This is a genomic window from Mesorhizobium zhangyense, from assembly GCF_011045115.1.
GTDB lineage: Bacteria > Pseudomonadota > Alphaproteobacteria > Rhizobiales > Rhizobiaceae > Mesorhizobium_M > Mesorhizobium_M zhangyense.
The window spans coordinates 265,864-290,155 of sequence record NZ_JAAKZG010000005.1 but is presented as its reverse complement, the minus strand read 5'-3'; the positions used below and the strand labels follow the sequence as shown (position 1 = coordinate 290,155).

At 62.3% G+C, this 24,292-nt stretch carries 19 protein-coding genes and 1 riboswitch; of the genes, 12 read left to right on the top strand and 7 right to left on the bottom strand.

The features are described 5' to 3' along the window. Window positions 1-86: 86 nt before the first annotated feature. On the bottom strand, window positions 87-743 hold the full coding sequence (locus tag G6N74_RS14150; protein ID WP_165118352.1) for a TetR/AcrR family transcriptional regulator: 657 nt from the start codon (window positions 741-743) through the stop codon (window positions 87-89). 57 nt (window positions 744-800) lie between these two features. On the opposite strand from G6N74_RS14150, the gene G6N74_RS14145 reads away from it, so the two are divergent. The 5 genes from G6N74_RS14145 to G6N74_RS14125 all read left to right on the top strand — a co-directional run bounded on the left by G6N74_RS14145 (window position 801) and on the right by G6N74_RS14125 (window position 6,977). After that, the gene (locus G6N74_RS14145; RefSeq protein WP_165118350.1) at window positions 801-2,042 is read left to right on the top strand and encodes a parallel beta-helix domain-containing protein; all 1,242 of its coding nucleotides are present in this window, start codon (window positions 801-803) and stop codon (window positions 2,040-2,042) included. A gap of 192 nt (window positions 2,043-2,234) precedes the next feature. Then, window positions 2,235-3,326: an SO2930 family diheme c-type cytochrome gene (locus G6N74_RS14140; protein WP_165118348.1), complete on the top strand. Its 1,092-nt coding sequence runs from the start codon at window positions 2,235-2,237 to the stop codon at window positions 3,324-3,326. Window positions 3,327-3,576: 250 nt separating this feature from the next. After that, window positions 3,577-4,929: a phosphoglucosamine mutase gene (glmM, locus tag G6N74_RS14135; RefSeq protein WP_165118346.1), complete on the top strand. Its 1,353-nt coding sequence runs from the start codon at window positions 3,577-3,579 to the stop codon at window positions 4,927-4,929. A 191-nt stretch (window positions 4,930-5,120) separates the two neighbouring features. Continuing rightward, a complete protein-coding gene (locus tag G6N74_RS14130; protein WP_165118860.1) occupies window positions 5,121-5,984 on the top strand; it encodes an outer membrane protein in 864 nt (287 codons plus the stop codon). Between the two features lie 225 nt (window positions 5,985-6,209). Next, window positions 6,210-6,977 carry an outer membrane protein gene (locus tag G6N74_RS14125; RefSeq protein ID WP_165118859.1) on the top strand — a complete coding sequence of 256 codons (768 nt, stop codon included), beginning with the start codon at window positions 6,210-6,212 and terminating at the stop codon, window positions 6,975-6,977. A gap of 247 nt (window positions 6,978-7,224) precedes the next feature. Here G6N74_RS14125 and G6N74_RS30515 read toward each other — a convergent pair whose 3' ends face one another. Then, window positions 7,225-9,126 (bottom strand): calcium-binding protein, encoded by a 1,902-nt coding sequence (locus tag G6N74_RS30515; protein ID WP_205826684.1) that lies wholly within the window; start codon window positions 9,124-9,126, stop codon window positions 7,225-7,227. A gap of 586 nt (window positions 9,127-9,712) precedes the next feature. Here G6N74_RS30515 and G6N74_RS14115 point away from each other — a divergent pair. Both G6N74_RS14115 and serA read left to right on the top strand, forming a co-directional pair. Further along, the gene (locus tag G6N74_RS14115) at window positions 9,713-10,888 is read left to right on the top strand and encodes a phosphoserine transaminase (protein WP_165118344.1); all 1,176 of its coding nucleotides are present in this window, start codon (window positions 9,713-9,715) and stop codon (window positions 10,886-10,888) included. Window positions 10,889-11,040: 152 nt separating this feature from the next. Next, on the top strand, window positions 11,041-12,639 hold the full coding sequence (gene serA, locus G6N74_RS14110) for a phosphoglycerate dehydrogenase (RefSeq protein ID WP_165118342.1): 1,599 nt from the start codon (window positions 11,041-11,043) through the stop codon (window positions 12,637-12,639). Window positions 12,640-12,694: 55 nt separating this feature from the next. Here serA and G6N74_RS14105 read toward each other — a convergent pair whose 3' ends face one another. From G6N74_RS14105 to G6N74_RS14095, 3 genes are read right to left on the bottom strand one after another with little or no spacing between them, the layout of a single operon-like run. Then, window positions 12,695-13,114, bottom strand: coding sequence for a type II toxin-antitoxin system VapC family toxin (locus G6N74_RS14105; RefSeq protein WP_165118340.1), 420 nt, complete (start codon window positions 13,112-13,114; stop codon window positions 12,695-12,697). Then, window positions 13,111-13,362, bottom strand: coding sequence for a FitA-like ribbon-helix-helix domain-containing protein (locus G6N74_RS14100; protein WP_165118338.1), 252 nt, complete (start codon window positions 13,360-13,362; stop codon window positions 13,111-13,113). The genes G6N74_RS14105 and G6N74_RS14100 overlap by 4 nt, the downstream gene beginning before the upstream one ends. Before the next feature lie 54 nt (window positions 13,363-13,416). Beyond that, complete coding sequence (locus G6N74_RS14095; protein ID WP_165118336.1) at window positions 13,417-14,307, bottom strand: DMT family transporter; 891 nt, start codon at window positions 14,305-14,307, stop codon at window positions 13,417-13,419. A 211-nt stretch (window positions 14,308-14,518) separates the two neighbouring features. On the opposite strand from G6N74_RS14095, the gene G6N74_RS14090 reads away from it, so the two are divergent. Beyond that, a complete protein-coding gene (locus G6N74_RS14090) occupies window positions 14,519-15,817 on the top strand; it encodes an adenylosuccinate synthase (protein ID WP_165118334.1) in 1,299 nt (432 codons plus the stop codon). A 59-nt stretch (window positions 15,818-15,876) separates the two neighbouring features. After that, the gene (locus G6N74_RS14085; RefSeq protein WP_165118332.1) at window positions 15,877-17,493 is read left to right on the top strand and encodes a hypothetical protein; all 1,617 of its coding nucleotides are present in this window, start codon (window positions 15,877-15,879) and stop codon (window positions 17,491-17,493) included. 416 nt (window positions 17,494-17,909) lie between these two features. Here G6N74_RS14085 and G6N74_RS14080 read toward each other — a convergent pair whose 3' ends face one another. Together G6N74_RS14080 and G6N74_RS14075 are read right to left on the bottom strand one after the other, a co-directional pair. Beyond that, window positions 17,910-19,724 (bottom strand): ABC-F family ATP-binding cassette domain-containing protein, encoded by a 1,815-nt coding sequence (locus tag G6N74_RS14080; protein ID WP_165118330.1) that lies wholly within the window; start codon window positions 19,722-19,724, stop codon window positions 17,910-17,912. 6 nt (window positions 19,725-19,730) lie between these two features. Then, on the bottom strand, window positions 19,731-20,375 hold the full coding sequence (locus tag G6N74_RS14075; protein WP_165118328.1) for a thiamine diphosphokinase: 645 nt from the start codon (window positions 20,373-20,375) through the stop codon (window positions 19,731-19,733). Window positions 20,376-20,481: 106 nt separating this feature from the next. Further along, a riboswitch (TPP riboswitch) is annotated at window positions 20,482-20,605 on the top strand. A 44-nt stretch (window positions 20,606-20,649) separates the two neighbouring features. Between G6N74_RS14075 and thiB the strand changes: the two genes are divergently transcribed. The 3 genes from thiB (at window position 20,650) to thiQ (ending at window position 24,261) form a co-directional block, all read left to right on the top strand. After that, window positions 20,650-21,651, top strand: a complete 1,002-nt coding sequence (gene thiB, locus G6N74_RS14070) for a thiamine ABC transporter substrate binding subunit (RefSeq protein ID WP_165118326.1) — start codon at window positions 20,650-20,652, stop codon at window positions 21,649-21,651. 262 nt (window positions 21,652-21,913) lie between these two features. Beyond that, the gene (thiP, locus tag G6N74_RS14065) at window positions 21,914-23,533 is read left to right on the top strand and encodes a thiamine/thiamine pyrophosphate ABC transporter permease (protein ID WP_165118324.1); all 1,620 of its coding nucleotides are present in this window, start codon (window positions 21,914-21,916) and stop codon (window positions 23,531-23,533) included. Further along, window positions 23,530-24,261 carry a thiamine ABC transporter ATP-binding protein gene (gene thiQ / locus G6N74_RS14060; RefSeq protein ID WP_165118322.1) on the top strand — a complete coding sequence of 244 codons (732 nt, stop codon included), beginning with the start codon at window positions 23,530-23,532 and terminating at the stop codon, window positions 24,259-24,261. Before thiP ends, thiQ begins: the two co-directional genes overlap by 4 nt. The last annotated feature ends 31 nt before the right edge of the window (window positions 24,262-24,292 follow it).

Here is a 24,292-nt window from a genome sequence, read left to right as displayed (position 1 = left end):
ACCCTGCAACGGACAGTTGCGCCAGATACTATCTATTTTGGACGTTGTTATGACTAAAACTTCGCCAGCACGATTGCGCCCGCTTTTCAGCCGGAAAGACGCTCGAGCGCCAGCAGCATATGCGCCTCTATCTCTTCGCGCAGCCTTGTCCGATCCGAAGTGTCCGGTGTCACCAGATAGAGATCGACCAGCGTTCCCATCAGCACGCTGAGGAAATGCAGGCGGGAAGGGTCGGCCGCAACGCCCCCGGCCGAAAACTTCTGCAGAAACGGCGCCACGATAGCGCCGACGATGCTGGCCTCGTTGCCGCCGCCCTGGTCGGCCTCGATCGGGCGCAGCGCCCGCATGGCGGCCAAAAGACCGGAATGCGCCGGAATAGTTTCGGCCGTATCGAGATAGAGCCCAAGCAGTTTCCTTGCCGCCGCCGCCATCGGCATGCCGGGATCGAGATCGGCAAGCGCTTCGCCGCATGTTTCGACGATGCGCGCGACGGTGCCGTCATAGGCGGCGAGCAGCAATTGGTCGCGATCGGAAAAATAGCGGTAGATCGTGCCGACCGAGACGCCGGTGGTTTCGGCGAGTCGCGTCGTCGTCACCGCATCCGCGCCCTCAGTGGCGACAAGCGCCTCCACTGCGTCCAGCAGCGCCGTGCGCGTGCGCTGCGCCCGCTTCTGGCGCGGCACGACCGGGCTGGTCGCAGGTGCGCCGGTTTCCGATTTCGGCAAAAGCTGAAACTGTTTCATCTTTATTGACTTTGATCGATCGTGGGAGCATCGTCAATGCAAAGAGGGAGGATTTTCATGCGTTCATTGTCGCCGCGCGCGGCCTTTCTTGCCGTGCTTTTGACCTCTGCCGCCTGCGGCCCGCTGCTGGCCGCGGAGATCCCTGTCGAAGCCGGAGACGGCGCCGCCGAACGCCTGACCGAGGCGCTGATCATGGCCAAGCCCGGCGACACGATTGCCATCGGCACCGGCAAATTCGAACTCACCGAGGGCCTGTCGCTCGATGTCGACGACGTGCTGGTCAAGGGCGCGGGGCCCGATGCGACGATCCTTTCCTTCAAAGGCCAGACCGGCTCGGGCGAAGGCCTGCTGGTCACCTCGAACCGTGTGGTGCTGGAGGATTTCGCGGTCGAGGATTCCAAGGGCGACGGCGTCAAGGCCAAGGGCTCGGACCAGATAACCTTCCGCAACCTGCGCGTCGAATGGACCAATGGGCCCGACGCCAACAACGGCGCCTACGGCGTCTACCCGGTCACCTCGAAGAACATCCTGGTCGATGGCGTGACGGTGAAGGGTGCGGCGGACGCCGGCATCTATGTCGGCCAGAGCGAGAACATCGTGGTGCGCAATTCACGCGCCGAATACAACGTCGCCGGCATCGAGATCGAGAATTCGATGAAGGCCGACGTCTACAAGAACACCGCCACCCACAACACCGGCGGCATCCTCATCTTCGACCTGCCCAATCTGCCGGTGCAGGGCGGCCACGACATCCGCGTCTTCGACAATGACGTGGTCGACAACGACACGCCCAATTTCGCGCCCAAGGGCAACACCGTCGCCATGGTGCCGAAGGGCATGGGCATCATGGTCATGGCCAACCGCAACGTCCATGTCTTCGGCAACCGCCTGTCGGGCAACGCCACCACCCATGTGCTGATCGCCGCCTATCCCAACGATTACGACGACGACAACTACATGTTCGTGCCGCGCGGCGTCTTCGTCCACGGCAACACCTATGGCGAGGGCGGCAACGCGCCGGACGGCGAGGTCGGCAAGACCATCTCCGATGTTTCCGGCACGCCGGTGCCGAGCATCGTCTGGGACGGTGTCACCCGCATTCCCGAATATCTCACCTGGGTTTCGGCTGCCGACCGCATCTATATCGACGAGGCCGAGGGCACGACATTCGCCAATCTCAAGATGATCTCGCAGTTGATGCTGCCGTGGTCGACTTCGCCGGATAAGGATATTTCGGCGTATAAGGGGAGTTTGCCGGAGCCGACAGCGGTGAAGCTGCCGCAGGAGAATGGGGCTTAAGATAGGCCCCGAGACGCAGCGGCGGTGACCACTGATCGGCGAGATATGCACTCTACGTTGCCCCCCTCTGTCCTGCCGGACATCTCCCCCACAGGTGGGGAGATCAGGCTGTCATCAAGCCTTTCGCCAATCTTCAACGTTGTAAGGATTGGACCGGCATTGCCACAGCTAATCTCCCCACCTGTGGGGGAGATGTCCGGCAGGACAGAGGGGGGCAACGTAGGGCTCCGTCTCTGGTCGCATTTTCTCGTTCAGATATTCGCGCTGGTGACAGCGTTCTGCACGGCCTCCTCCCCCTCTTTCGCCGTCTCCCCCGACGCCATCCTCGCCGACACTCCGCCAAAGCTCCTCTCCGAATTCGGCTTCTTCACCGATATAGCGAAGCAAACACCTGCCGAGAACGTCATCCCCTTCGCGCCGATAACGCCGCTCTTCTCCGACAACGCGCTGAAATACCGCTTCGTCTACGTTCCCGAAGTCCAGTCAGCGCAGTACAACGACACCGAAGCCTTCGACTTCCCCGTAGGCACCGCGCTCATAAAAACCTTCGCCTTTCCCGCCGATTTCCGCGCGCCCGACAAAAATGTCCGCCTGATCGAAACCCGCGTGCTGCTGAAGCATGAAACCGGCTGGCAGGCCTGGGCGTATCTGTGGAACGACGAGCAGACCGAGGCGACGCTGAAGATCACCGGCGCCAAGGTCGATATCGCAACGGTCAAGGCCGATGGCACGCCGCTGACCTTCACCTATGCCGTGCCCAACAAGAACCAGTGCAAAGGCTGCCATGCCTTCAACGGCGAAATCGTGCCGCTGGGCCCCAAGGCGCGCAACCTCAACGGCGATTTTCCCTATGCCTCAGGCCCGCAGAACCAGCTGGCACACTGGGCCGAGGCCAAAATCCTATCGGGCCTGCCTGCGTCGTCCCCCGCCGTGCCGGACTGGCGCGATGCCGCCGCCCCGCTCGACGCCCGCGCCCGCGCCTGGCTCGACGTCAATTGCGCCCATTGCCACCGCGCCGAAGGGGCGGCCAGCAATTCAGGGTTGTTCCTGACCTATGGCGAGAAGGACAGAGTGCGCTACGGCGTCGGCAAGCGGCCGGTGGCGGCCGGCAAGGGTTCGGGCGACCGCTCCTTCGACATCAAGCCCGGCGATCCCGACGGCTCGATACTGCCGTACCGCGTCGAAAGCACCGAGCCCGGCGTCATGATGCCGGAGCTTGGCCGCCATGTCGCAGACCCGGAAGCGGTAGCCTTGCTGCGCGACTGGATTGCCTCGATGCGTTAGCCTATCCACCGAAAATCGGAATCGATTTCCCGGCCGGATCATGCGCCAATGCAAGTGTCGGAACACCTTCGCGCATTCGAATGGAGATGTGGCACTCCGGCGATGAAGGGTCTATGCAATCAAAGTCACTGAAAATGAAAGAATTTCGAAGGATTCATGACAGATAATCACATAATGTGATATCGGGCGGCCGGCTTGTTATGGCAAGAGCAGCGCCGGGACATGAGTTCTCGGCCGGGGATAGTAGAGTATGAGCAGACGATATTTCGGAACCGACGGAATCCGCGGACGCGCCAACAAATTTCCGATGACTGCCGAGATCGCGATGAAAGTCGGCATGGCAGCCGGCCTTTCCTTCCAGCGCGGCAATCATCGCCATCGCGTCGTTCTCGGCAAGGACACGCGCCTTTCTGGCTACATGATCGAAAACGCCATGGTAGCCGGCTTCTGCGCCGCCGGCATGGATGTGTTCCTGCTCGGCCCGGTGCCGACACCGGCGGTCGCCATGCTGGCGCGCTCGCTGCGCGCCGATATCGGCGTCATGATCTCGGCCTCGCACAACCCTTATTACGACAACGGCATCAAACTGTTCGGCCCGGACGGCTACAAGCTTTCCGACGAGATCGAGATGCGCATCGAGGCGATGCTCGATCAGGACATTGACCTCGCCCTTGCCGATGCAGACGCGCTCGGCCGGGCCAAGCGCATCGACGGCGTGCATGACCGCTATATCGAATTCGCCAAGCGCACCTTGCCGCGTTCCATGTCGCTGGCGGGCCTGCGGGTCGTGATCGACTGCGCCAATGGCGCTGCCTACAAGGTCGCACCCGCCGCCCTTTGGGAACTCGGCGCCGAGGTCATCGCCATCCACGACAGCCCCAACGGCTTCAACATCAACGAGGAATGCGGCTCCACCCATCCGGAAAGCCTTGCCAGGAAGGTGCATGAAGTTCGCGCCGACATCGGCATCGCGCTCGATGGCGACGCCGACCGCATGATCATCGTCGACGAGAACGGCACGGTGGTGGACGGCGACCAGATCATGGCGCTGGTGGCCGAATCCTGGAACCAGAACGACCGCCTCGTCGGTGGCGGCGTCGTTGCCACAGTCATGTCCAATCTTGGGTTGGAGCGTTTCCTCGGCGATATCGGCCTGCAGCTTCACCGCACCCAGGTCGGCGACCGCTACGTCGTCGAGCATATGCGCGCCCACGGCCTCAACATCGGCGGCGAGCAGTCCGGCCATATCGTGCTTTCGGATTTCTCCACCACCGGCGACGGCCTCGTCTCGGCCCTGCAGGTGCTGGCCTGCATCAAGCGCCAGAACAAGCCGGTGAGCGACCTGTGCCGGAAGTTCGAGCCCGTGCCGCAGCTTCTCAAGAATGTCCGCTTCTCCGGCGGCAAGCCGCTGGAAGCCGCGCCCGTCAAGGCGGCGATCGAGGATGCGCGCAACCGCCTCGGCAAGTCCGGGCGGCTCGTCATCCGCCCTTCCGGCACCGAGCCGCTGATCCGCGTCATGGCCGAGGGTGACGATCCCAAGCTGGTCGAGACGGTGGTCAACGACATCGTCGGCGTCATTTCGGACCTCAAGACGGCCGCCTGATTCAAGACCGACAATGCCTTTGAAAAGCCCGCCTCCGGCGGGCTTTTTCCGTTCGGGAAACGCCTGCCGGTTGCTCGCCATGGTTAAGGAACAGGGTTAAGCACAACTTAACCTTTGGACTCCATTATCCACGTCGAATTCAACCGATCTCGCCCCGGTGGGGGTGCGAGGGATTCGCAGGGGTAATGAAAATGCTCTACATTTCCAAGCGGGTGTTCGCCGCGCTGCTGGTGACCGGCTTTGCCGCGCCCGCGGTTGCCGCCGACATGTATGAACCGGTGGTCGAGCCGCAGCCGCAAGTCGTCTATCAGCCGGTCGAGACGGGCGGATGGTATCTGCGCGGCGACCTCGGCTACCGCTGGTCGAAATTCCGCGGCGCCGACTACATCACCTACGGCGTCTGCGACGCGGGCTGCGGACCTGTTCCGGTTCCCGGTTCGAAATCATTCGATTTCGGCGACCTGAAGGGCGCAATGTCGTTCGGCGGCGGCGTCGGCTACCAGGTCAACAACTACTTCCGCACCGACGTGACGGCCGATTACTGGTTCAAGTCGAAATTCAACGGCCAGACCTCGGACGGCGTCAACGTCTCGACCGACACTTCGTCCTACAGCGCGCTGTTGCTGCTCGCCAACGCCTATGTCGACCTCGGCACCTGGCACCGCGTGACGCCTTATGTCGGCGCCGGTATCGGTGGCGCTTACGTCAAGTGGGACAACCTCCGCAACCAGTTCCCCGGCGTCGATGACAGCCACAAGGGCGGCAAGGAATGGCGCTTTGCCTATGCGCTCATGGCCGGTGCTTCCTACTGCATCACCAAGAACCTGCAATTCGACGCTGGCTATCGCTTCACCCGCGTCAATGGCGGCAAGATGTTCGACTATGTCGACTCTTCGGCCGGCGGCCCAGGCGCTGGCCCAGGTTACGACAAGGGTTTCAACGTGCATGAAGTGCGCGGCGGCCTGCGCTACCAGTTCGGCGGCGGCAAGGCCGATTGCGCCGAGCCGGAGCCGGTGGCCTACGAGCCGCCCCCGGTCGAGCCCGTCTACAAGTAATTACCCTGCCCACCACATTTGACCGCCCGGCCTTCGCCGGGCGGTTTTTTCTTGGTCGAAACAACGATCAATGGCCAGCCCCAAAACCTTAACAAGGCGGCCAAGACGACAAATCCGCTAACCATCCATTAGCCTTAACTGCAACTTAACCCCTATGGTTAACAATGCTCTCGGGTGGCGGTTGCACGACAGTCGGTCGTGCCGCATTTGCGGGAGTTTGGCGTGATGAAATCGCATGGCATTTTGATCTTTTCGCTTGCCGTAGCGGCGGCGCTGGCGGGCAACGCGGCAAATGCCGCCGACTACGATCCTCCGATCTTCGTCGACAACGCGCCCGAATATGTCCCCGTGGAAGTCGGCTCCGGCTGGTACCTGCGCGGCGACCTCGGCTACAACTTCAACAAGCCATTCAAGAACACCGAGATCGGGCCGAGCCCGATCTATTCCTTCGACCAGGACAACACCGCTCTCTCGGGAAGCATCGGTGCCGGCTACCACTTCAACGATTTCCTGCGTGGCGAAATCAACCTCGGCTTCCTGTCGAAGGGCGAGTCGTCGCTGGACTACCTGATTGCCGACGATGCCGGCGTCGTCTTTTCCGACGTAGGGGTCAGCGCCGAGAACAAAGCCTGGAGCGGCATGGTCAACGCCTATGCCGACCTCGGCACCTATGTCGGCCTGACGCCCTATATCGGCGCCGGTGTCGGCGCGGTCTATTCCAAGAGAAGCTACACGCTGAACGAAGACATTCGCGATCCGGTCTTCGTCGACGTCGACTTCGCCGACAAGAAGAGCCAGGTCAGCTTCGCCTATTCGCTGAACGCCGGCGTCGCGTATCAGCTGTCGAAGAATATCGCCCTCGACGTCGGATACCAGTATCTGGCAGCACCGAGTGCGCAATATGTCGAGATGACAGGCCTGGACAGCTACCGGATATCGAAAGGCATCGACTATCACCAGCTCAAGGTCGGCCTGCGCTACGATTTGTGGTGAGTTCCAACATCGCTACCGGCAACAACAAGGCGGGCTTCGGCTCGCCTTGTTCCGTTCCGGACCACGGCAAACATTTCCTTGAAAAATAAAGTCGGATTCGAGCGGCCGAATTAACCGGTCATTGACCATGAAGGTGCATCCTCCGGGTCCAGCGGCAGAGTATTGAGTACCGCGGCGCGCAAGCGCCCAGGCAACAACCCGCCACCCTCTCGGGTGGCGGGATTTTTGTTGCTCAGGCAGTCGGAGTTCAGACGATGAAGAACTCGCCCGCATTCATGCTCAGGCCCGACGACAGTTGGGCGAACTTGACCGCGGCAGTGCCGCCTATGCCATCCTTGTCGAACAGCAGTGCACCAGTCGTGCTGTTGTAGATGATGCGATCGCTGGCATCATGCGCCGCACTTCCGGTATGGAAGGCGCCCGCCGTCAGCCATCCGGCAGCAAGGCCGGTGAAGATGCCCTTGTCGAGCTGGATGAGATCGTCAACCACGGTGTAGTCGGTGATCTTGTCTATATTGGTCGGGCCGAGTGTTGCATTGAAGTGGAAAGCATCGATGCCGGTGCCGCCGACCAGGGTATCGTTGCCGGCTCCACCCGCAAGCAGATCATTGCCGGCAGCGCCGCGAAGGATGTTGTTGCCGCTATTGCCGACAAGCGTGTTCTTCAGACCGTTGCCGTTTCCGGTCAGATTGGCGGTACCCTGCAATTCGAGCCGATCAACATTGGCCGCGAGTGTCCAGTCGATCAGCGACCGGACAGTGTCCGTGCCCTGCCCTACGGCCTCGATGGTACGATCGTCGGCCGAAGAAACGAAATAAATATCGTTGTCGGCCCCGCCGTACATTGTGTCCTTGCCGGCGCCCCCATTCAGGAAATCATTGCCGGCCTCCCCAAAAAGTATGTCGTTGCCGGCCAGGCCGTTAAGCGTGTCATCGCCGCCATTACCATGCATCTCGTCGACGAGAGCATATCCGTTAACGGTATCGCTGGCGGCGTCGCTGCTGGAAAACCTTACCGCCTGATGTATCTCGGCAACGACATCATTGTTTGAACCGTTGTGCCAGGATACGACGAACCGCCCGTCATTCAGAGCCGCGATCGAGGTGTCCTGCTCGTTGCTGACCGAACTGTTCAAGCGAATCCCGCTTGGCGAAAGCAATGCACCACTATTGCCGTCAACGAATGAAACCATCGGATCTGTATCTCCGAAGACATCATCATGATAGCTGACGGCGACAACTCCATTCGACAATTGCACCACGCTGGGCTGAAACTCGGACTGCGTGTTGGTGTTGAGCCTCGTAAACCCCTGGAACGTGCCGGCGATGTCGAAACGGGCATAGGTTATTTCTCGCTCGACACCATCCCACCCATTGTCGGCGTAAACGACGGCGAAGCCACCGTTGGCGAGTGCCACGATATCCGGGTTTTCATTGATCGTCCCGGCCGAATCAAAGAGAGCGGCGGCCGCGCGAACCGAGCCATCGGCATTATAGACCGCTCGCCACACCTCGGTCTCGCCTGCTACAAGCCGCTGCCATGTTACGGCGAAGCCGCCGTCAAGGAGACCCGCCACTTTCGCGTTGGTGTCGTGCGCGCCGCTGCTGTCAACTGCAAATGCGTTCGACACCACGCCCAGGTTATTATAAATTCTGACATCGATATCATTATCGGTAGCGGAAAAATTGTCCTGATTGACGATCACAAAGCCGCCGCCCGTCAGGGCGGTCACATCCGGATTGCTGCTATTGGTGTCTCCGATGTCAACATCGGAGACGACGATCGCCCCTGTCGGCGAATTGACCTGAAAAACGATGCTGTCCGTATCCTGGAAAACGACGACATTGTTGCCGTTCGTCAGGTGCGCGATTGCCGGGTTTGCAGCGTTTACGCCGAGATTGCTTATCTGAAAACTGGAAGTTGTCGGATTGCCTGACAAATTGTAGAGCTGCCCGAAAACAGTATTGCCCGAGCTTGTAGAGGCAACACCAAAGCTTCCACCAGGCAAGCTGACCAGGGAACCCTGCGAACCGTCCGAATTGAGCGTGATTGACTTGACGAAGTTGGTCGTGAACGTTGTTGTGACAGTCATCTCGAAGCCCCCTTGTGGCCTAACTGTGTTCATCTGAATTGCCACGGCCTTGCTCAAACGAAAGGCCGAGCGGTTTATTCATGCGAAAAAGCCACCCAAATGATGCCACGCGACAAGTCTGGAACCGTTATCTCGCTCCATTTGTCCTCGTGGCGATGACGCAATTACATTGCGTCTTCTTTTGTTATTTTGAATCTTATCAATAGACCTGCGACGCCATGCTTTCATGGAACCCAAATCTTCTGCAGACTCCTCTGCTCTTATCGCATTCAGGCCGGATGAACTGCCTCAAAAGAGGCCCACGTACTTCTGAACACCAACAGATTGCATAATATTCTCATCGCAATCAATAGGTATAAATCGGATGATGAGTATACCTAATTACGATAAAGCACCGCTTGGAAAAATTATTTCCAAAGGCAAAGACACTTTCTTATGTAAATTTCATCACATCAAGAAAATTTGCGGAGAGGATTCATTTCCTCTTGATTTCATCATGTGATGCATTCGCACTGCGCCTGATACCCTTCGGCCCGGCCGGCACGCCGATTCCCTCTTGCGATCCCCAGCGTCTTTCTGTATTTCCCGCCGTGGGCCACCCCTCCCCAACGAGGGGCCAGCTATCTGGAAGGATAGAACCACGATGACGACGCTTTCCGCGCCAGGACTCCGTCCGGCAAACCCCAATTTCTCCTCAGGTCCCTGCGCAAAACGCCCCGGCTGGTCTCTTGAAGGCCTCCGCGATGCGGCCCTTGGCCGTTCGCACCGCGCCAAGATCGGCAAGGCCAAGCTTGCCCGCGCCATCGACCTTACCCGCGAAGTTCTTCAGGTCCCCGCCGACTATCGCATCGGCATCGTGCCGGCGTCCGACACCGGCGCGGTCGAGATGGCGCTATGGTCGCTGCTCGGCGAGCGCGGCGTCGACATGGTCGCCTGGGAGAGCTTCGGCGCCGGCTGGGTGACCGACGTGGTCAAGCAGCTCAAGCTGCCCGACGTCCGCACCTTCGACGCGCCCTATGGCGCGCTGCCCGATCTCGCAGCAGTCGATTTCGACCGCGACGTGGTCTTCACCTGGAACGGCACGACCTCGGGCGTGCGCGTCGCCAATGGCGATTTCATCCCGGCAGACCGCAAGGGCCTGACCATCTGCGACGCCACCTCGGCAGCGTTTGCGCAGAAGCTCGATTTCGACAAGCTCGATGTCGTCACCTTCTCCTGGCAGAAGGTGCTGGGCGGCGAAGGCGGCCACGGCATGCTGATCCTGAGCCCCCGCGCCGTTGCACGGCTCGAAAGCTACAAGCCGGCCTGGCCGCTGCCGAAGATTTTCCGCCTGACCTCCGGCGGCAAGCTGATCGAAGGCATCTTCAAGGGCGAGACCATCAACACCCCGTCGATGCTGGCGGTTGAAGATTACCTCGACGCGCTCGACTGGGCGAAGTCCATCGGCGGGCTCGATGCTCTGATCGCCCGCGCCGACGCCAACGCCAAGGTGCTGGCCGACTGGGTTGCGAACAATCCGGCAGTGGCATTCCTCGCCACTGACGAAGCGACGCGGTCGAACACGTCGGTCTGCCTGCGCTTCGTCGACCCGGCGGTTTCGGGCCTAGACGACGCCGGCCAGCAGGCTTTCGTGAAGGCCTTCATCGGGCTTCTGGAAGCGGAAAAGGTCGCCTACGACATCGCCAGCTACCGCGACGCCCCTCCCGGCCTGCGCATCTGGTGCGGCGCCACCGTCGAAGCGTCCGACCTCCAGGCGCTGACGCCATGGCTCGACTGGGCTTTTGCAACGGCCAAGGCATCGCTGAAGGCGGCTGCCTGAGTGCTTTACCCTCCCCCTTGCGGGGAGGGTCGGACCGCAGGTCCGGGGTGGGGGTGCTGCCTCCACTCCATCATCAGATGATTTTATCCCACCCGGTCGCTCCGCGACCACCCTCCGCACAAGGAGGGTAAGAACCGCCAAGGATCAAACCCATGCCTCGCGTTCTCGTATCCGACAAACTCTCCCCCACCGCAGTCCAGATCTTCAAGGATCGCGGCGTCGAAGTGGACTACCTGCCCGATCTCGGCAAGGACAAGGAAAAGCTGCTCGAAGTCATCGGCCAGTATGACGGCCTCGCCATCCGCTCGGCGACGAAAGTCACCGAAAAGCTGATCGCGGCCGCGACCAATCTCAAGGTCATCGGCCGCGCCGGCATCGGCGTCGACAATGTCGATATCCCGGCTGCCTCGCGCCGAGGCATCATCGTGATGAACACGCCTTTCGGCAATTCCATCACCACTGCCGAGCACGCCGTCGCGCTGATGTTCGCGCTGGCCCGCCAGATCCCGGAAGCCAACGCTTCGACCCACGCCGGCAAGTGGGAGAAGAACCGCTTCATGGGCGTCGAGATCACCTCGAAGACGCTGGGCGTCATCGGCTGCGGCAATATCGGCTCGATCGTGGCGACGCGCGGCGTCGGCCTGAAGATGCATGTCGTAGCCTTCGACCCCTTCCTGTCGGAAGGCCGCGCCGAAGAGCTGGGCGTCGAAAAGGTCGAGCTTGAAGAGCTTTTCAAGCGCGCCGACTTCATCACGCTGCATACGCCGATGACCGACAAGACGCGCGGCATCATCAATGCCGAAGCCATCTCCAAGATGAAGGACGGCGTGCGCATCATCAACTGCGCGCGCGGCGGCCTGATCGTCGAGGCAGACCTCATTGCAGCACTCAAGAGCGGCAAGGTCGCGGGCGCCGGCATTGACGTGTTCGAGACCGAACCGGCGACCGAAAACGCACTGTTCGGCATGGAAAACGTCGTCACCACCCCGCATCTCGGCGCATCGACCAGCGAGGCGCAGGAAAACGTCGCGCTGCAGGTGGCCGAGCAGATGTCGGATTACCTCGTCAAGGGCGCGGTATCGAACGCCATCAACATGCCGTCGATCACCGCGGAAGAAGCCCCGCGCCTGAAGCCGTTCGTCAAGCTTGCAGAAGTGCTCGGCGCCTTTGTCGGCCAGGTCACCGAAGATCCGATCAAGGAAGTCGAGATCCTGTTCGACGGCGCCACCGCGACGATGAACACCCGCGCGCTGATCAGCGCTGCCCTCGCCGGCCTGATCCGGCCGCAGGTTTCCGACGTCAACATGGTGTCGGCCCCGATCATGGTGAAGGAACGCGGCATCATCGTCGCCGAGGTCAAGCGCGACAAGTCGGGCGTGTTCGACGGCTATATCAAGCTGACGGTGAAGACCGAAAAGCAGGAGCGTTCCATCGCCGGCACCTGCTTCTCCGATCACAAGCCGCGCTTCATCCAGATCAAGGGCATCAATCTCGACGCCGAGGTCGGCCAGCACATGCTCTACACGACCAATGCCGACGCGCCGGGCATCATCGGCCTGCTCGGCACGCTGTGCGGCAAGAACAACGTCAACATCGCCAACTTCCAGCTCGGCCGCAACCGGCCCGGCGGCGATGCCATCGCGCTGCTCTATCTCGACGCGCCCTTCCCGGAAAAGGCGCTGGCCGAAGTCCGCGCCAACCCGTCGATCGACTCAGCCAAACCGCTGCAGTTCGACGTCAACGGTATTTGATAACGGATTATCCGCTGTTCGATTAAAGAAAGGCGCCGGGTGACCGGCGCCTTTTTCAATCCTGCCAGGGATTGACCAGCGAAATATCGAGATCGTTGAAGACCTTGATATTGCGCGTGGCCAAAACTGCTCGCCTTGAAACGACAATACCTGCGATCTGCGTATCCATCCTGTCGATGTTGCGACCAACGGCGATCCGCGCGGCGCTTAAAATCGAAGCGGCTTCGGCAGCATTTCGGTCAAACGGCAGAACGCGACCTACTATCTCATCTCGCAAAAACTGATCGAACCGCTCCAAGAGGCCGTTCTTGCGCCTGCCGTCTGGCAAAAGAAACAGTCCCGATCGTATCTCAAGGACACTTATGGCGGTTATCCAGACGATGGTCGACGTTTGACGATCGAGCCAGGATACCACTGCAGAGTTCATGTCCGGTCGCATAAGCGCCGAAATCACATTCGTATCCAGAACGATCATTCGCCGAAATCGACCGGCTTGAACGGTTGACGAGGAAATTCCGGCAGCGGCTCGTCATTGTCGGGGATGTCGCGAAACAATTCGGCTATCCTGCTCCCCAGGCCAAACTCCTGCCCATCATCCTTCAGCACGGTCGCCCGCAGGATCATGCGGACCTCTTCCTCCATGCTGACGCCATGCTTCGCCGCGCGCTCCTGAAGGCGCTGCTTTACGTCGTCATCGATCTGCCTGACCAGCAATTGCGCCATCGCGGCTCTCCTTTGCTATCATGATAGCAAATTTGGCGATGCGGGTCCACACATTCAACCTGCCATCTTCCGCCCGCCATATTCTGCAAGCCAGATGCCACCGAGCACCAGCACCATGGCGACCGCGTGATAGAGGTGAAAATCCTCGCCGAGCAGGACAACCGACAGGAGCATGCCGAAGATCGGCACCAGGTTGAAAAACAGTCCAGCGCGATTTGCGCCGATCAGTTCCACGCCCCTGATGTAGAACGCCTGCGCCAGCACTGAGGGAAACAGCACGGTAAAGAGGACGATCCCCCAGCCCCGCGCATCGGGGACGATCATGCTGCCGGTCCAGAACTCGGCAGCCGTGGCCGGAATGCTGGTGACGAAGGCCGCGCCCGTCAGCATGATCATCAGGCTCTGCCAGTGGATTGCCGGCTTGAAGCGCAGCATCACCGTGTAGATGGCGTAGACAAGCACCGCGACCAGCATCAGCGCGTCGCCGATATTCACCTCGAGCCCGAGCAACCCAAGGGGCCGTCCATGGGTGGCGGTCAGGATCACTCCTGCCATCGACAGCAGGAACCCGACGATCTGCGCCCAGGTGACGCGCAGGCGAAACAGCAGGAAGTTGGCGGCGAAGATAACCATCGGCGTACCCGCCTGCTCGATGCTGGCATTGATCGCAGTGGTGTGGATCAGCGCCGTGTAGAGGGCCATGTTGAATACGGTGAAGCCGAGCCCGCCCAGTGCTACCAGCAGCCACAGATGCCGGCGAACCACCGGCCAGTCATTTCTCAGCCGCGACCAGCCGATGAACAGAAGAATCGCCATCGCCAGCCCCCAGCGCATGGTGGTGAGCAGCATCGGCGAGACGTGGCCGACCGCCAGCTTTCCCGCCACCGCATTGGCGCCCCAGAACAGGGCGGTGAGCACAAGCAGCAGATAGGCGTTTCTATGCATGGGATTTCCGGCGGTGGACGCGATACACCGGCGTAGAATGGATGCAAGTTCAGGTAAACAGCGCCAAACGCGGAAATTGTTGTGCCTGATTACCCACAACTACCGAGAAACCGTGCAAAGAATGGTCGCCTTCCAAAACGCTTGACGCTATAGAGGCCTGTCATTTTTACGTGTTCGCCGCCTGCTTCGCGGCGCTGGAAGGGAAGAAAACATGGCCAATGTGGTTGTCGTCGGCTCGCAATGGGGCGACGAAGGCAAGGGCAAGATCGTCGACTGGCTGTCGGAACGCGCCGATGTCGTGGTGCGATTCCAGGGCGGCCACAATGCCGGCCACACGCTCGTCGTCGACGGCAAGGTCTACAAGCTGTCGCTGCTTCCTTCCGGCATCGTGCGCGACGGCAAGCTCTCGGTCATCGGCAACGGCGTGGTCTTCGATCCACACGCCTTCGTCGCCGAAGCGGAGAAATTGCGCGCATTGGGCGTGGAAGTAACGCCCGAACGCCTGAAAATAGCCGAAAACACGGCGCTTATTCTTTCCCTCCACCGGGAACTCGACGGATTCCGCGAAGACGCGGCCTCCAATTCCGGAACGAAAATCGGAACGACCCGCCGCGGCATCGGCCCTGCCTATGAAGACAAGGTCGGCCGCCGCGCCGTGCGGGTGATGGACTTGGCTGATTTGGATACACTGCCCCTGAAGGTCGACCGGCTGCTGACGCATCACAATGCGCTGCGCCGCGGGCTCGGTCACCCCGAGGTTGCGCATGAGACGATCATGCAGGAGCTGACTTCCGTTGCCGACGCGATCCTGCCCTATATGGACCGGGTGTGGAAAATCCTCGACGACAAGCGCCGCGCCGGCGCGCGCATCCTGTTCGAAGGCGCGCAGGGCACGCTGCTCGATATCGACCACGGCACCTATCCTTTCGTCACCTCGTCCAACACCGTTGCCGGCCAGGCATCGCCCGGCTCGGGCGTCGGCCCGGGCGCGATCGGCTATGTGCTCGGCATCACCAAGGCCTACACGACCCGCGTCGGCGAAGGCCCGTTTCCGACCGAGCAGGACAATGAAGTCGGCGAATTCCTCGGCACGAAAGGCCATGAATTCGGCACCGTCACCGGGCGCAAGCGCCGCTGCGGCTGGTTCGACGCCGTGCTGGTGCGCCAGGCGGTTGCCGTCAACGGCATCAACGGCATCGCGCTGACCAAGCTCGACGTGCTCGACGGCCTCGACGAGATCAAGGTCTGCACCGGCTACACGCTGGACGGCGAGGCGATCGACTATCTGCCGGCGAGCCAGGGCGCGCAGGCGCGCGTCGTGCCGGTCTACGAAACGCTGGAAGGCTGGAAGGGAACCACAGCCGGCGCACGCAGCTGGAACGATCTTCCGGCACAGGCTGTTAAGTATGTTCGTTATATAGAAGAACTGATCGGTGCGCCGGTGGCGCTTCTTTCAACCAGCCCTGAGCGGGACGACACAATACTTGTGACCGATCCCTTTCAAGACTAATTTTGCCCCTTCCCGCCGCTTTGCGGCAAGGCGGGAAGGAAACCACAGGTCGACAAAGCATGGCAGATTTCGTTGCGGTTCTGAAAAAGACGCTGGATGGGTTGAGCGAAGCTACGCCCGAACTGCGCCAGAAGGTCTACGACAAGGCCCGCGGAACAATCGCGGCGAAGCTCGCGGCAATAAACCCGCCGCCGCCGCAGGCCGTCGTCGACCGCCAGAAGCGCGCGCTGGAAGATGCCATCGAGGCGGTGGAGAAGGAATATCCGCCGCGTCCCGGCCCGAAGATCTCCAGCGACCCGCTGGAAGAGCTGGAAAACGTCTTCGCCTCGATCGAGCGCCAGAAGACCGAGCCGCCAAAGCCGCGTTTCGACAACACATTCAAGGCAGACAGCGCGCCGAAGCCACCCGTGCCGGCAGCGCCCGCACCGGCTGCATTCGACCCTGCGCCCAGAATGGAACCCAAGGCCGAGCCTGCCCCCAAGGGTGAATTGTGGCCAAAAACCACGCCGGTCGTGGCGCCGCCTCCCACCGCTGCACCCGCCCGAAGCGAAGCCCCTGTCCGGGAAGACGTGTTCGGCCCGGAAAATGACGACGACGACATTCAAACCGACGAGCGGGAAAACGAAACCCGCAAGCGCGGCTATGGCGGGCTCATAGCGGCTGTGATCGCCCTTGCCGTGATCGCTGGTGGCGGCTACGGCGTCTGGCTCAACAAGGATGCCTTCGTCAGCCTGTTCGGCATGAACGGAAGCAAGACGGCGACGACGACGCCTTCGGTGACACCACCGGCAACGAGCCCGGCAAAGCCCGAGACCAACACCGCTGCCAATCCGCCGGCCGGGGAGCAACCCTCGCCCGCGGCACCGCCTCCAGCAAATGGCGGCACGGACAGCGAGCCCAAATTCACCCAGCGCCTGAACGCCGATGGCTCCGAGATCGATCCCGGCCCCGCCGGCGGACCTGCCGCCATCGGCGAGGGAACCTCCGTCGCCGCCGTTACCCAGCCGCCGGAGACGCCTGCCCCCGCAGCACCCGGCGCAACCACGGACCCGGCAGCGCCGCCTGCCGCGCAGGGCCAGACACCTGCCGCTCCCGGCGCGCCGGCTGCCCAGCCCGGCGTTGCCGTCGGCCAGCGCGCGATCTTCTACGAGGAACGCACCAACGTAGCCGAGGGCTCGGCCGAACCGGGCAGCATCGTCTGGTCGGTGGTGCAGGAATCGCCGGGCGGCGACCTGCCTCCCGAGCCGGCGATCCGCGCCGAAGCGACCATTCCCGGCAAGGATCTGCAACTGCGCATGACCATCCGCCGCAACGCGGACCAGACCCTGCCGGCAAGCCACATCATCGAGGTCATCTTCCTGACGCCCGACGGCTTCGAGGGCGGCGGCATCGAGAACATCCTGCGCGTGTCGATGAAAGGATCTGAACAGGAAGCCGGCAGCCCGCTGATCGGCATTCCGGCCAAGATCGCCGACGGCTTCTTCCTCGTCGCGCTCAACGACGGCAAGCAGGAGATGGACGCCAACATGGCCCTGCTGCGCCGCCAGAGCTGGATCGACGTGCCGATCGTCTACAAATCCGGCCGCCGCGCCCTGTTCACCATGGAAAAGGGCATTCCGGGCCAGAAGGCCTTCGACGACGCCATGAAAGCCTGGGACGCCGCCCGCAGCGGGTGATGGCGTCAGACTTTTTCTCGGCTTGAGGACGGCTTGACTCGTCGTCGAGGTTCGCGCTGCCCCTCATCCGACCCTTCGGGCCACCTTCTCCCCGTGAACGGGGAGAAGGAAAAAGCGGCGAGGTCGCGGCAGCGCTTCTTCTCCCCGTTACTATACGGGGAGAAGGTGCCGGCAGGCGGATGAGGGGCAGCGCGAACCTTTAATCAGGAAGACAATCGCGGGCGTCGCAGGTGCACAGCGCTCCTCGATGAAACGCCTCCCGGCCCTCCGCTAGGACTCTTCGGCCCTTCGGGCGTTCGATGCCCTTTGAAACGTCCACTGGACGTTTCAATCTGCTTCGCAGACCGGGCTCTCACCGTTCGTCGCTTCAATCGACAAATCGTTGTCGATTGATCGGCCTTGCGGCCGACCGCTCCTCACCCCTCCAACTCTTCCCTCAGCATCTCGAGCTCAAGCCATTCCTCTTCCATCGAAACCAGCGTCGCGCGCTCCTTATCGAGGGCGGCGATGGTTTTCTGGAACCCCTTCGGGTCGCGTTCGTAGAAGGCAGGATCGGCGATGTTGTTTTCCAGCGTCGAGATTGAGGCAGACACCGCAGCCATCTTTCCCGGCAGGCTTTCCAGCGCGAATTTCTGCTTGAAGGACAGTTTCTTCGCCGGTCCCTTCGGCGCTTCCGGCGTGCTCTCGGCGCGCGGTGCATCGCCGGCCTGCTTCTGCACGGCACGGCGATCGTTCAGCCGCGTGCCGCCGCGCTGGGCCAGCATATCGGCATAGCCGCCGGCATATTCTATCCAGCGCCCCTCGCCGTCCGGCGCGATAATGCTGGTGACGGTGCGATCGAGGAAGTCGCGATCGTGGCTGACGAGGATGACCGTGCCGGCAAAACCGGCGACCAGCTCCTGCAATAGCTCCAGCGTTTCCATGTCGAGATCGTTGGTCGGCTCGTCGAGCACCAGCAGGTTCGCCGGTCGCGCCAGAACCCGCGCCAATATAAGCCGCGCCCGCTCGCCGCCGGAAAGCTCGCGCACCGGCGTGCGTGCCTGCTCCGGCTTGAACAGGAAATCTTTCATGTAGGAGACGACGTGGCGTTCCTCGCCATTGATGACGAGGTTGTCGCCACGCCCGTCAGTGAGATAATGCCCAAGCGTCTCCTGCGGATCGACCGCCTCGCGCTTCTGGTCGAGGGTGGCGATCTCCAGATTGGTGCCGAGCCGCACCGAGCCGGAATCCGGCTGCAACTCACCGGTCAGCATCTTCAGCAGCGTCGTCTTGCCGGCGCCGTTCGGCCCAACAAGGCCGATGCGGTCGCCGCGCTGGATGCGCGTCGAAAACCCCTTGACCACGGTGAGGTCGCCAAAACTCTTCTCGATGTTTTTGGCCTCGATGACCAGCTTGCCGGATTCGGCGGCATCGCTGGCCACCATGGTCGCGACACCTTCCGCTCCCCGGTGGCCGCGAAAGCGCTGGCGCATCGTCTGGAGTTCGCCCAGCCGGCGCATGTTGCGCTTGCGTCGCGCGGTGACGCCATAGCGCAGCCAATGCTCCTCGCGCACGATCTGGCGGCCGAGCTTGTGCTGTTCGCGCTCTTCTTCCTCAAGGATCGTGTCGCGCCATTCCTCGAAATGCGCGAACCCCTTGTCGAGCTTGCGCGTCTGGCCGCGATCGAGCCAGACGGTGGCGCGCGAAACACGCTCGAGAAAACGCCGGTCATGCGAAATGACGACCAGCGCCGAGGACGAGCGGTTGAGCTCGTCTTCCAGCCATTCGATCACCTGCAGGTCGAGATGGTTGGTCGGCTCGTCGAGCAACAGGATGTCGGGCTCCGGCGCCATGACGCGGGCAAGGGCAGCGCGGCGCGCTTCGCCGCCGGAAAGATCGTCGGGACGTTCCTCGCCGGTCAGCCCCAGATGTTCCATCAGGTAGGTGGCACGGTAGGGATCGTCAGCCGGCCCAAGGCCCGCCTCGACATAGGCGCGCACGCTCGCAAAACCCTCCATGTCGGGCATCTGCGGCAGATAGCGGATGGTCGCGGAAGGCTGGCGGAAAACCTCGCCGTCCTGCGGCTCGATGATGCCGGCGGCGATCTTGAGCAGCGTCGACTTGCCCGAGCCGTTGCGGCCGACCAGCGCGATGCGCTCGCCCGCCGAGGCCGAGAGCGCCGCGCCGTCGAGCAGCGGCGTGCCGCCAAAAGTCAGCCGGATGCCGTCGAGATTGAGAAGCGGTGGCGCCATGTCTGTTCAGTGTTCCGGGAGAGGATAAGGATGGGCGAGCAGCAGCGCACGGCCACGTTCGAGCGTGATGCGCAGGCTGCCGCGCACCTCGTTGGAGAGCGTCAGCGACGAGCCGAAGGCGACCTCGACATTGTCGAGCGGCCACTTCGCGCCCTGTTCGGTGAGGCCCGAAAGCTCGGAAAAGCCGAGCACCGAAAACAGCATGCCGTCGGCATAGTCGAAATCGGTCGTGCCGGGCAGCAGCGGGTGCCCCTCCTGCGCGCCACTGGTCAGCACCGTCGGCGTGCCTTGTTCGGCGAGCCGCAAGGCCAGCGCCAGATGCAGGAAGGCATGGTCGGCGCGCGGGCCGCCGAAGGCGCCGGCCAGCACCAGCGAGGTCGCGCCACGCTTGAGCGCTGCCGCAATCGCCAGTTCGCCGTCGGTATTGTCCTTTTCCGCCGGAAAGGTCTCGCGCGGTATCGCCGCGTAGCTTTCGGGCAGGTTTTCGGGCACGGAGTCGAAATCGCCGACCCACAGCTCCGGCGTCACGCCAAGCATCGCCGCATGGCCGATGCCGGCATCGGCCGCGATGATGCGGCTGCCTTCGAGTTGCGCGTCGATGCGGGGCGTGCGGACGAGTTCGCCGCCAAGCAGGATGAAAAATCGGCTCATGGTGGCTCGCCTCTATCACGCCGCGCGGCCATACGGGAAGCCGCCAATGCGCCGCGCAGCCCGAAACTACCGCTTGCGCGCTCCTTCGCTTGGTCCTATGTCTGATCCCGCTCTAACGGGGTGCTGGACACGATTTTTCGTGAGCCGGCTGAGAGGCAAAGGGGAAACCTGGCCAACCCGCTGAACCTGATCCGGTTTGTACCGGCGGAGGGATTAGATGCTTCGGACGCCCGGCGCTTCAAATTCCCTTTCAACAGATATGAAGGAGGCGCCGATGCGCACGCTGCTATTCTCGCTCGTTTCCACCCTTGCCGTGGCCGCCGCCCTGCCCGCGCTCGCCGCTGAAAAACTCACCGTCTACACCTATGAAAGCTTCACCGCCGAATGGGGCCCCGGCCCGCAGGTGGAAAAGGCCTTCGAGGCTGAATGCGGCTGCGATGTCGAGTTCGTCTCGGTGGCCGACGGCGTGGCGCTGCTCAACCGCGTCAAGCTGGAAGGCGCTTCGACCAAGGCCGATGTCGTGCTCGGCCTCGACACCAACCTGACCGCCGAGGCCAAGGCCACCGGCCTGTTTTCGCCATCCGGCATCGACCTCGCCAGCATCAAGGTGCCCGGCGGCTGGACGGACGATACGTTCGTGCCATTCGACTACGGCTATTTCGCCGTCGTCTACGACACCGAAAAGCTGAAGAACCCGCCCAAGAGCCTGAAGGAACTGGTCGATGGCGATCCTTCGGAAAAGATCGCCATACAGGACCCGCGCACTTCGACGCCGGGCCTCGGCCTGCTGCTCTGGGTCAAGGCGGTCTATGGCGACAAGGCGCCGGAAGCCTGGGCCAAGCTGAAGAACCGCGTGTTGACGGTGACGCCGGGCTGGAGCGAGGCCTACGGCCTGTTCACCAAGGGCGAAGCGCCGATGGTGCTGTCCTACACAACCTCGCCCGCCTACCACATGATCGCCGAAAGCACGGACAAGTATCAGGCAGCCGCCTTCGAGGAAGGCCACTATTTGCAGGTCGAAGTCGCCGGCATCACCAGCACCGGCGCGAAGAACCCGCTGGCGAAGAAATTCATGGAGTTCATGACCGGCCCCGGCTTCCAGGACGCCATTCCCGAAACCAACTGGATGTTCCCCGCCGGCAAGACCGACAAGCCGCTCAACCCCGCCTTCGACAAGCTCGTGAAGCCGGCCAAGACCTTGCAGATCAGCGCCGAAGACGTGGCGGCCAACCGCAAGGCCTGGGTGGACGAGTGGCTGGGGGTTATGAGCAAGTAATACTCAAAGAATGATCGGAAGATGAGCGCTCTACGTTGCCCCCCTCTGGCCTGCCGGCCATCTCCCCCACAAGTGGGGAGATCAGCTGGCCGCTTGGCTTTCGCCAATCGTCAGCGTAGCAGAAAAAGCGGAACATCGAAGCTGCTGATCTCCCCACCTGTGGGGGAGATGGCCGGCAGGCCAGAGGGGGGCAACGTAGAACACAAATCTCGACAAGCATCTCCTGTTGCCAGATCAACGGCGCGCTCGGCGTAAACACAGGATGCACCCCGCCCACCCCGCAGACTCGCGCATCGCCGCCGGCATCATCGCTCTCGCCGCGATAACCATCCTCATTGGCGGAGCGTTTCTCGGCCTGATCCTCGAAGGCGCACGCGACACGTCCGGCGCCATTGCAGCCTTCGATTCCTATCTCTTCCGCGTCGCGCGCTTCACGCTGTGGCAGGCGCTGCTGTCGACGGCGCTGTCCATCATCCCGGCGATCTTCGTCGCACGCGCCCTCTCCCGCCATCCGGCATTCCCCGGGCGCGGCCTTATCCTGCGCCTGTTTGCCGTGCCGCTGGCGCTGCCGGCTATCGTCGTGGCCCTCGGCGTTCTCGCTCTCTACGGTCGCGCCGGCTATTTCTCCGGCCTGTTCTCAAGCCTTTCAGGCGGCGACTGGCCGGGCATATACGGCCTGTCGGGCATTCTGGTCGCGCATGTCTTCTTCAACCTGCCGCTGGCGACGCGCCTCTTTCTGGAAGCTCTGAACACGGTGCCTGCCGACCAGTGGCGGCTGGCAAGCCAGCTCGGCATGGGCGCCCGCTCCAGCTTTCGCCTGATCGAATGGCCGGCCTTGCGCGCCAGCCTGCCGGGCATCGCGGGTCTGGTGTTCATGCTGTGCATCACATCCTTCACCATCGTGCTGACGCTGGGCGGCGGTCCGCGCGCAACCACGCTGGAAGTCGCCATCTACCAGTCGCTGCGCTTCGACTTCGATCCCGCCCGCGCCGTAGCGCTGACGCTGCTGCAGATCGCGCTCACCATGGCCGTCGTCTTCGCGCTGATGCGGCTTGGCGCGAACACCACCGGCGATGCCAATCTGTCGGTGACGCAACGCCGTTATATCTCCGCCGGGCATGGCGAAACCGCATTCAACGCGATCACTCTCATCGCCGCACTTGCCTTCGTTGCCGGGCCGATGCTGGCGACCGTCCTCGCCGGGCTGGATGCCGATCTTTTCCGCCTCGCCGGCGAAAGCACGGTGCGGCGGGCGACGATCACCAGCCTCGTGCTGGCAACGCTTTCCGCCTGCCTATCGGCCATGCTGGCGCTGTCGCTGATCATGGCGCGGCGCGCGCTGGCATTGCAGCGAGGGACCGGCGAAAAGAGCTTTCTGGAGCGCATGACCGACACCGGCGCCGGCTTCGTGCTGGTGGTGCCGCCCATCGTCATCGGCGCTGGCTGGTTCGTGCTGCTGCGCCATACGGGCGATGTTTTTGCGGTCGCGCCGATCATGGTCGTCACCGTCAATGCGGTGATGGCGATGCCCTTCGCCATACGCGCCATACGCCCGGCCTATGACGCCGCCAGCGAGCGGCACGAGCGCCTTTGTGCCCAGCTCGGCATCAGCGGCTGGAACCGCCTGAAGCTGGTCGACTGGCCCGTCCTGCGCCGCCCGCTCTCCACCGCCTTCGCTTTCGCCATGGCGCTGTCGCTCGGCGATCTCGGCGTTATCGCGCTGTTCGGCAGCGATTCCGTGCAGACGCTGCCCTATCTTCTGCTCGCCCGCATGGGCAGCTATCGTACCGCCGATGCGGCCGGACTTGCCTTGATGCTCGGCCTACTCTGCCTCGTGCTGATGCTTGTCGCCGACCGGCTCGGAAAGGACGCTTCGCGATGACGGACAAGGCTGGCGCTAGCATCACGCTGAATAAAGTCGCTTTCAGCTATGGCGAGACAGGGGTGGATTTCGACCTTGCGATCGAACCGGCCTCGATCACCACGGTGATGGGGCCAAGCGGTGCCGGCAAATCGACCTTGCTCAATTTGATAGCCGGCTTCGAATTGCCGCGCTCGGGCCGCGTGCTGATCGGGGGCACCGACGTGACCGCTACACCGCCCTCGGAACGGCCGGTCTCCATGGTGTTTCAGGAAAATAATCTCTTCGCCCATCTGACCGTCGAGCAGAATGTCGGTCTCGGCCGTTCACCGGCCCTGCGCCTCACCGACGCCGACCGAGCCGCCATAGCCGAAGCGCTTGACCGCACGGGCCTTGGCGACAAGCCGAAACGCCTGCCGCGCGAGCTTTCCGGCGGCGAACGCCAGCGCGTCGCGCTGGCCCGCGTTCTGGTGCGCGACCGTCCGGTGCTGCTTCTCGACGAGCCCTTTGCCTCGCTTGGACCATCGCTGCGCGAGGACATGGTCGATCTGGTGAAGGCGCTTCAGCCAGAACGCGGCATGACTGTGGTTTTCGTGACACATCAGCCCGAGGATGCCCGCAGAATTGGCGGAAACATGGTGTTTCTCGACCGTGGAACGGTGGCAGCAATCGGTGAAACCGTTACATTCTTCACCAAAGATGGACCTGCGGCGTTCCGGGACTATATTGGTTTTGATGCTGGCGCGTAGCGATTCGACTGAATCGCCCGGAAGCGGACAT

Coding starts and splice junctions, on each gene's coding strand:
- G6N74_RS14150 (WP_165118352.1), bottom strand. CDS start 743: ATGAAACAGTTTCAGCTTTTGCCGAAATCGGAAACCGGCGCACCTGCG.
- G6N74_RS14145 (WP_165118350.1), top strand. CDS start 801: ATGCGTTCATTGTCGCCGCGCGCGGCCTTTCTTGCCGTGCTTTTGACC.
- G6N74_RS14140 (WP_165118348.1), top strand. CDS start 2,235: ATGTCCGGCAGGACAGAGGGGGGCAACGTAGGGCTCCGTCTCTGGTCG.
- glmM (WP_165118346.1), top strand. CDS start 3,577: ATGAGCAGACGATATTTCGGAACCGACGGAATCCGCGGACGCGCCAAC.
- G6N74_RS14130 (WP_165118860.1), top strand. CDS start 5,121: ATGCTCTACATTTCCAAGCGGGTGTTCGCCGCGCTGCTGGTGACCGGC.
- G6N74_RS14125 (WP_165118859.1), top strand. CDS start 6,210: ATGAAATCGCATGGCATTTTGATCTTTTCGCTTGCCGTAGCGGCGGCG.
- G6N74_RS14115 (WP_165118344.1), top strand. CDS start 9,713: ATGACGACGCTTTCCGCGCCAGGACTCCGTCCGGCAAACCCCAATTTC.
- serA (WP_165118342.1), top strand. CDS start 11,041: ATGCCTCGCGTTCTCGTATCCGACAAACTCTCCCCCACCGCAGTCCAG.
- G6N74_RS14105 (WP_165118340.1), bottom strand. CDS start 13,114: ATGATCGTTCTGGATACGAATGTGATTTCGGCGCTTATGCGACCGGAC.
- G6N74_RS14100 (WP_165118338.1), bottom strand. CDS start 13,362: ATGGCGCAATTGCTGGTCAGGCAGATCGATGACGACGTAAAGCAGCGC.
- G6N74_RS14095 (WP_165118336.1), bottom strand. CDS start 14,307: ATGCATAGAAACGCCTATCTGCTGCTTGTGCTCACCGCCCTGTTCTGG.
- G6N74_RS14090 (WP_165118334.1), top strand. CDS start 14,519: ATGGCCAATGTGGTTGTCGTCGGCTCGCAATGGGGCGACGAAGGCAAG.
- G6N74_RS14085 (WP_165118332.1), top strand. CDS start 15,877: ATGGCAGATTTCGTTGCGGTTCTGAAAAAGACGCTGGATGGGTTGAGC.
- G6N74_RS14080 (WP_165118330.1), bottom strand. CDS start 19,724: ATGGCGCCACCGCTTCTCAATCTCGACGGCATCCGGCTGACTTTTGGC.
- G6N74_RS14075 (WP_165118328.1), bottom strand. CDS start 20,375: ATGAGCCGATTTTTCATCCTGCTTGGCGGCGAACTCGTCCGCACGCCC.
- thiB (WP_165118326.1), top strand. CDS start 20,650: ATGCGCACGCTGCTATTCTCGCTCGTTTCCACCCTTGCCGTGGCCGCC.
- thiP (WP_165118324.1), top strand. CDS start 21,914: ATGCACCCCGCCCACCCCGCAGACTCGCGCATCGCCGCCGGCATCATC.
- thiQ (WP_165118322.1), top strand. CDS start 23,530: ATGACGGACAAGGCTGGCGCTAGCATCACGCTGAATAAAGTCGCTTTC.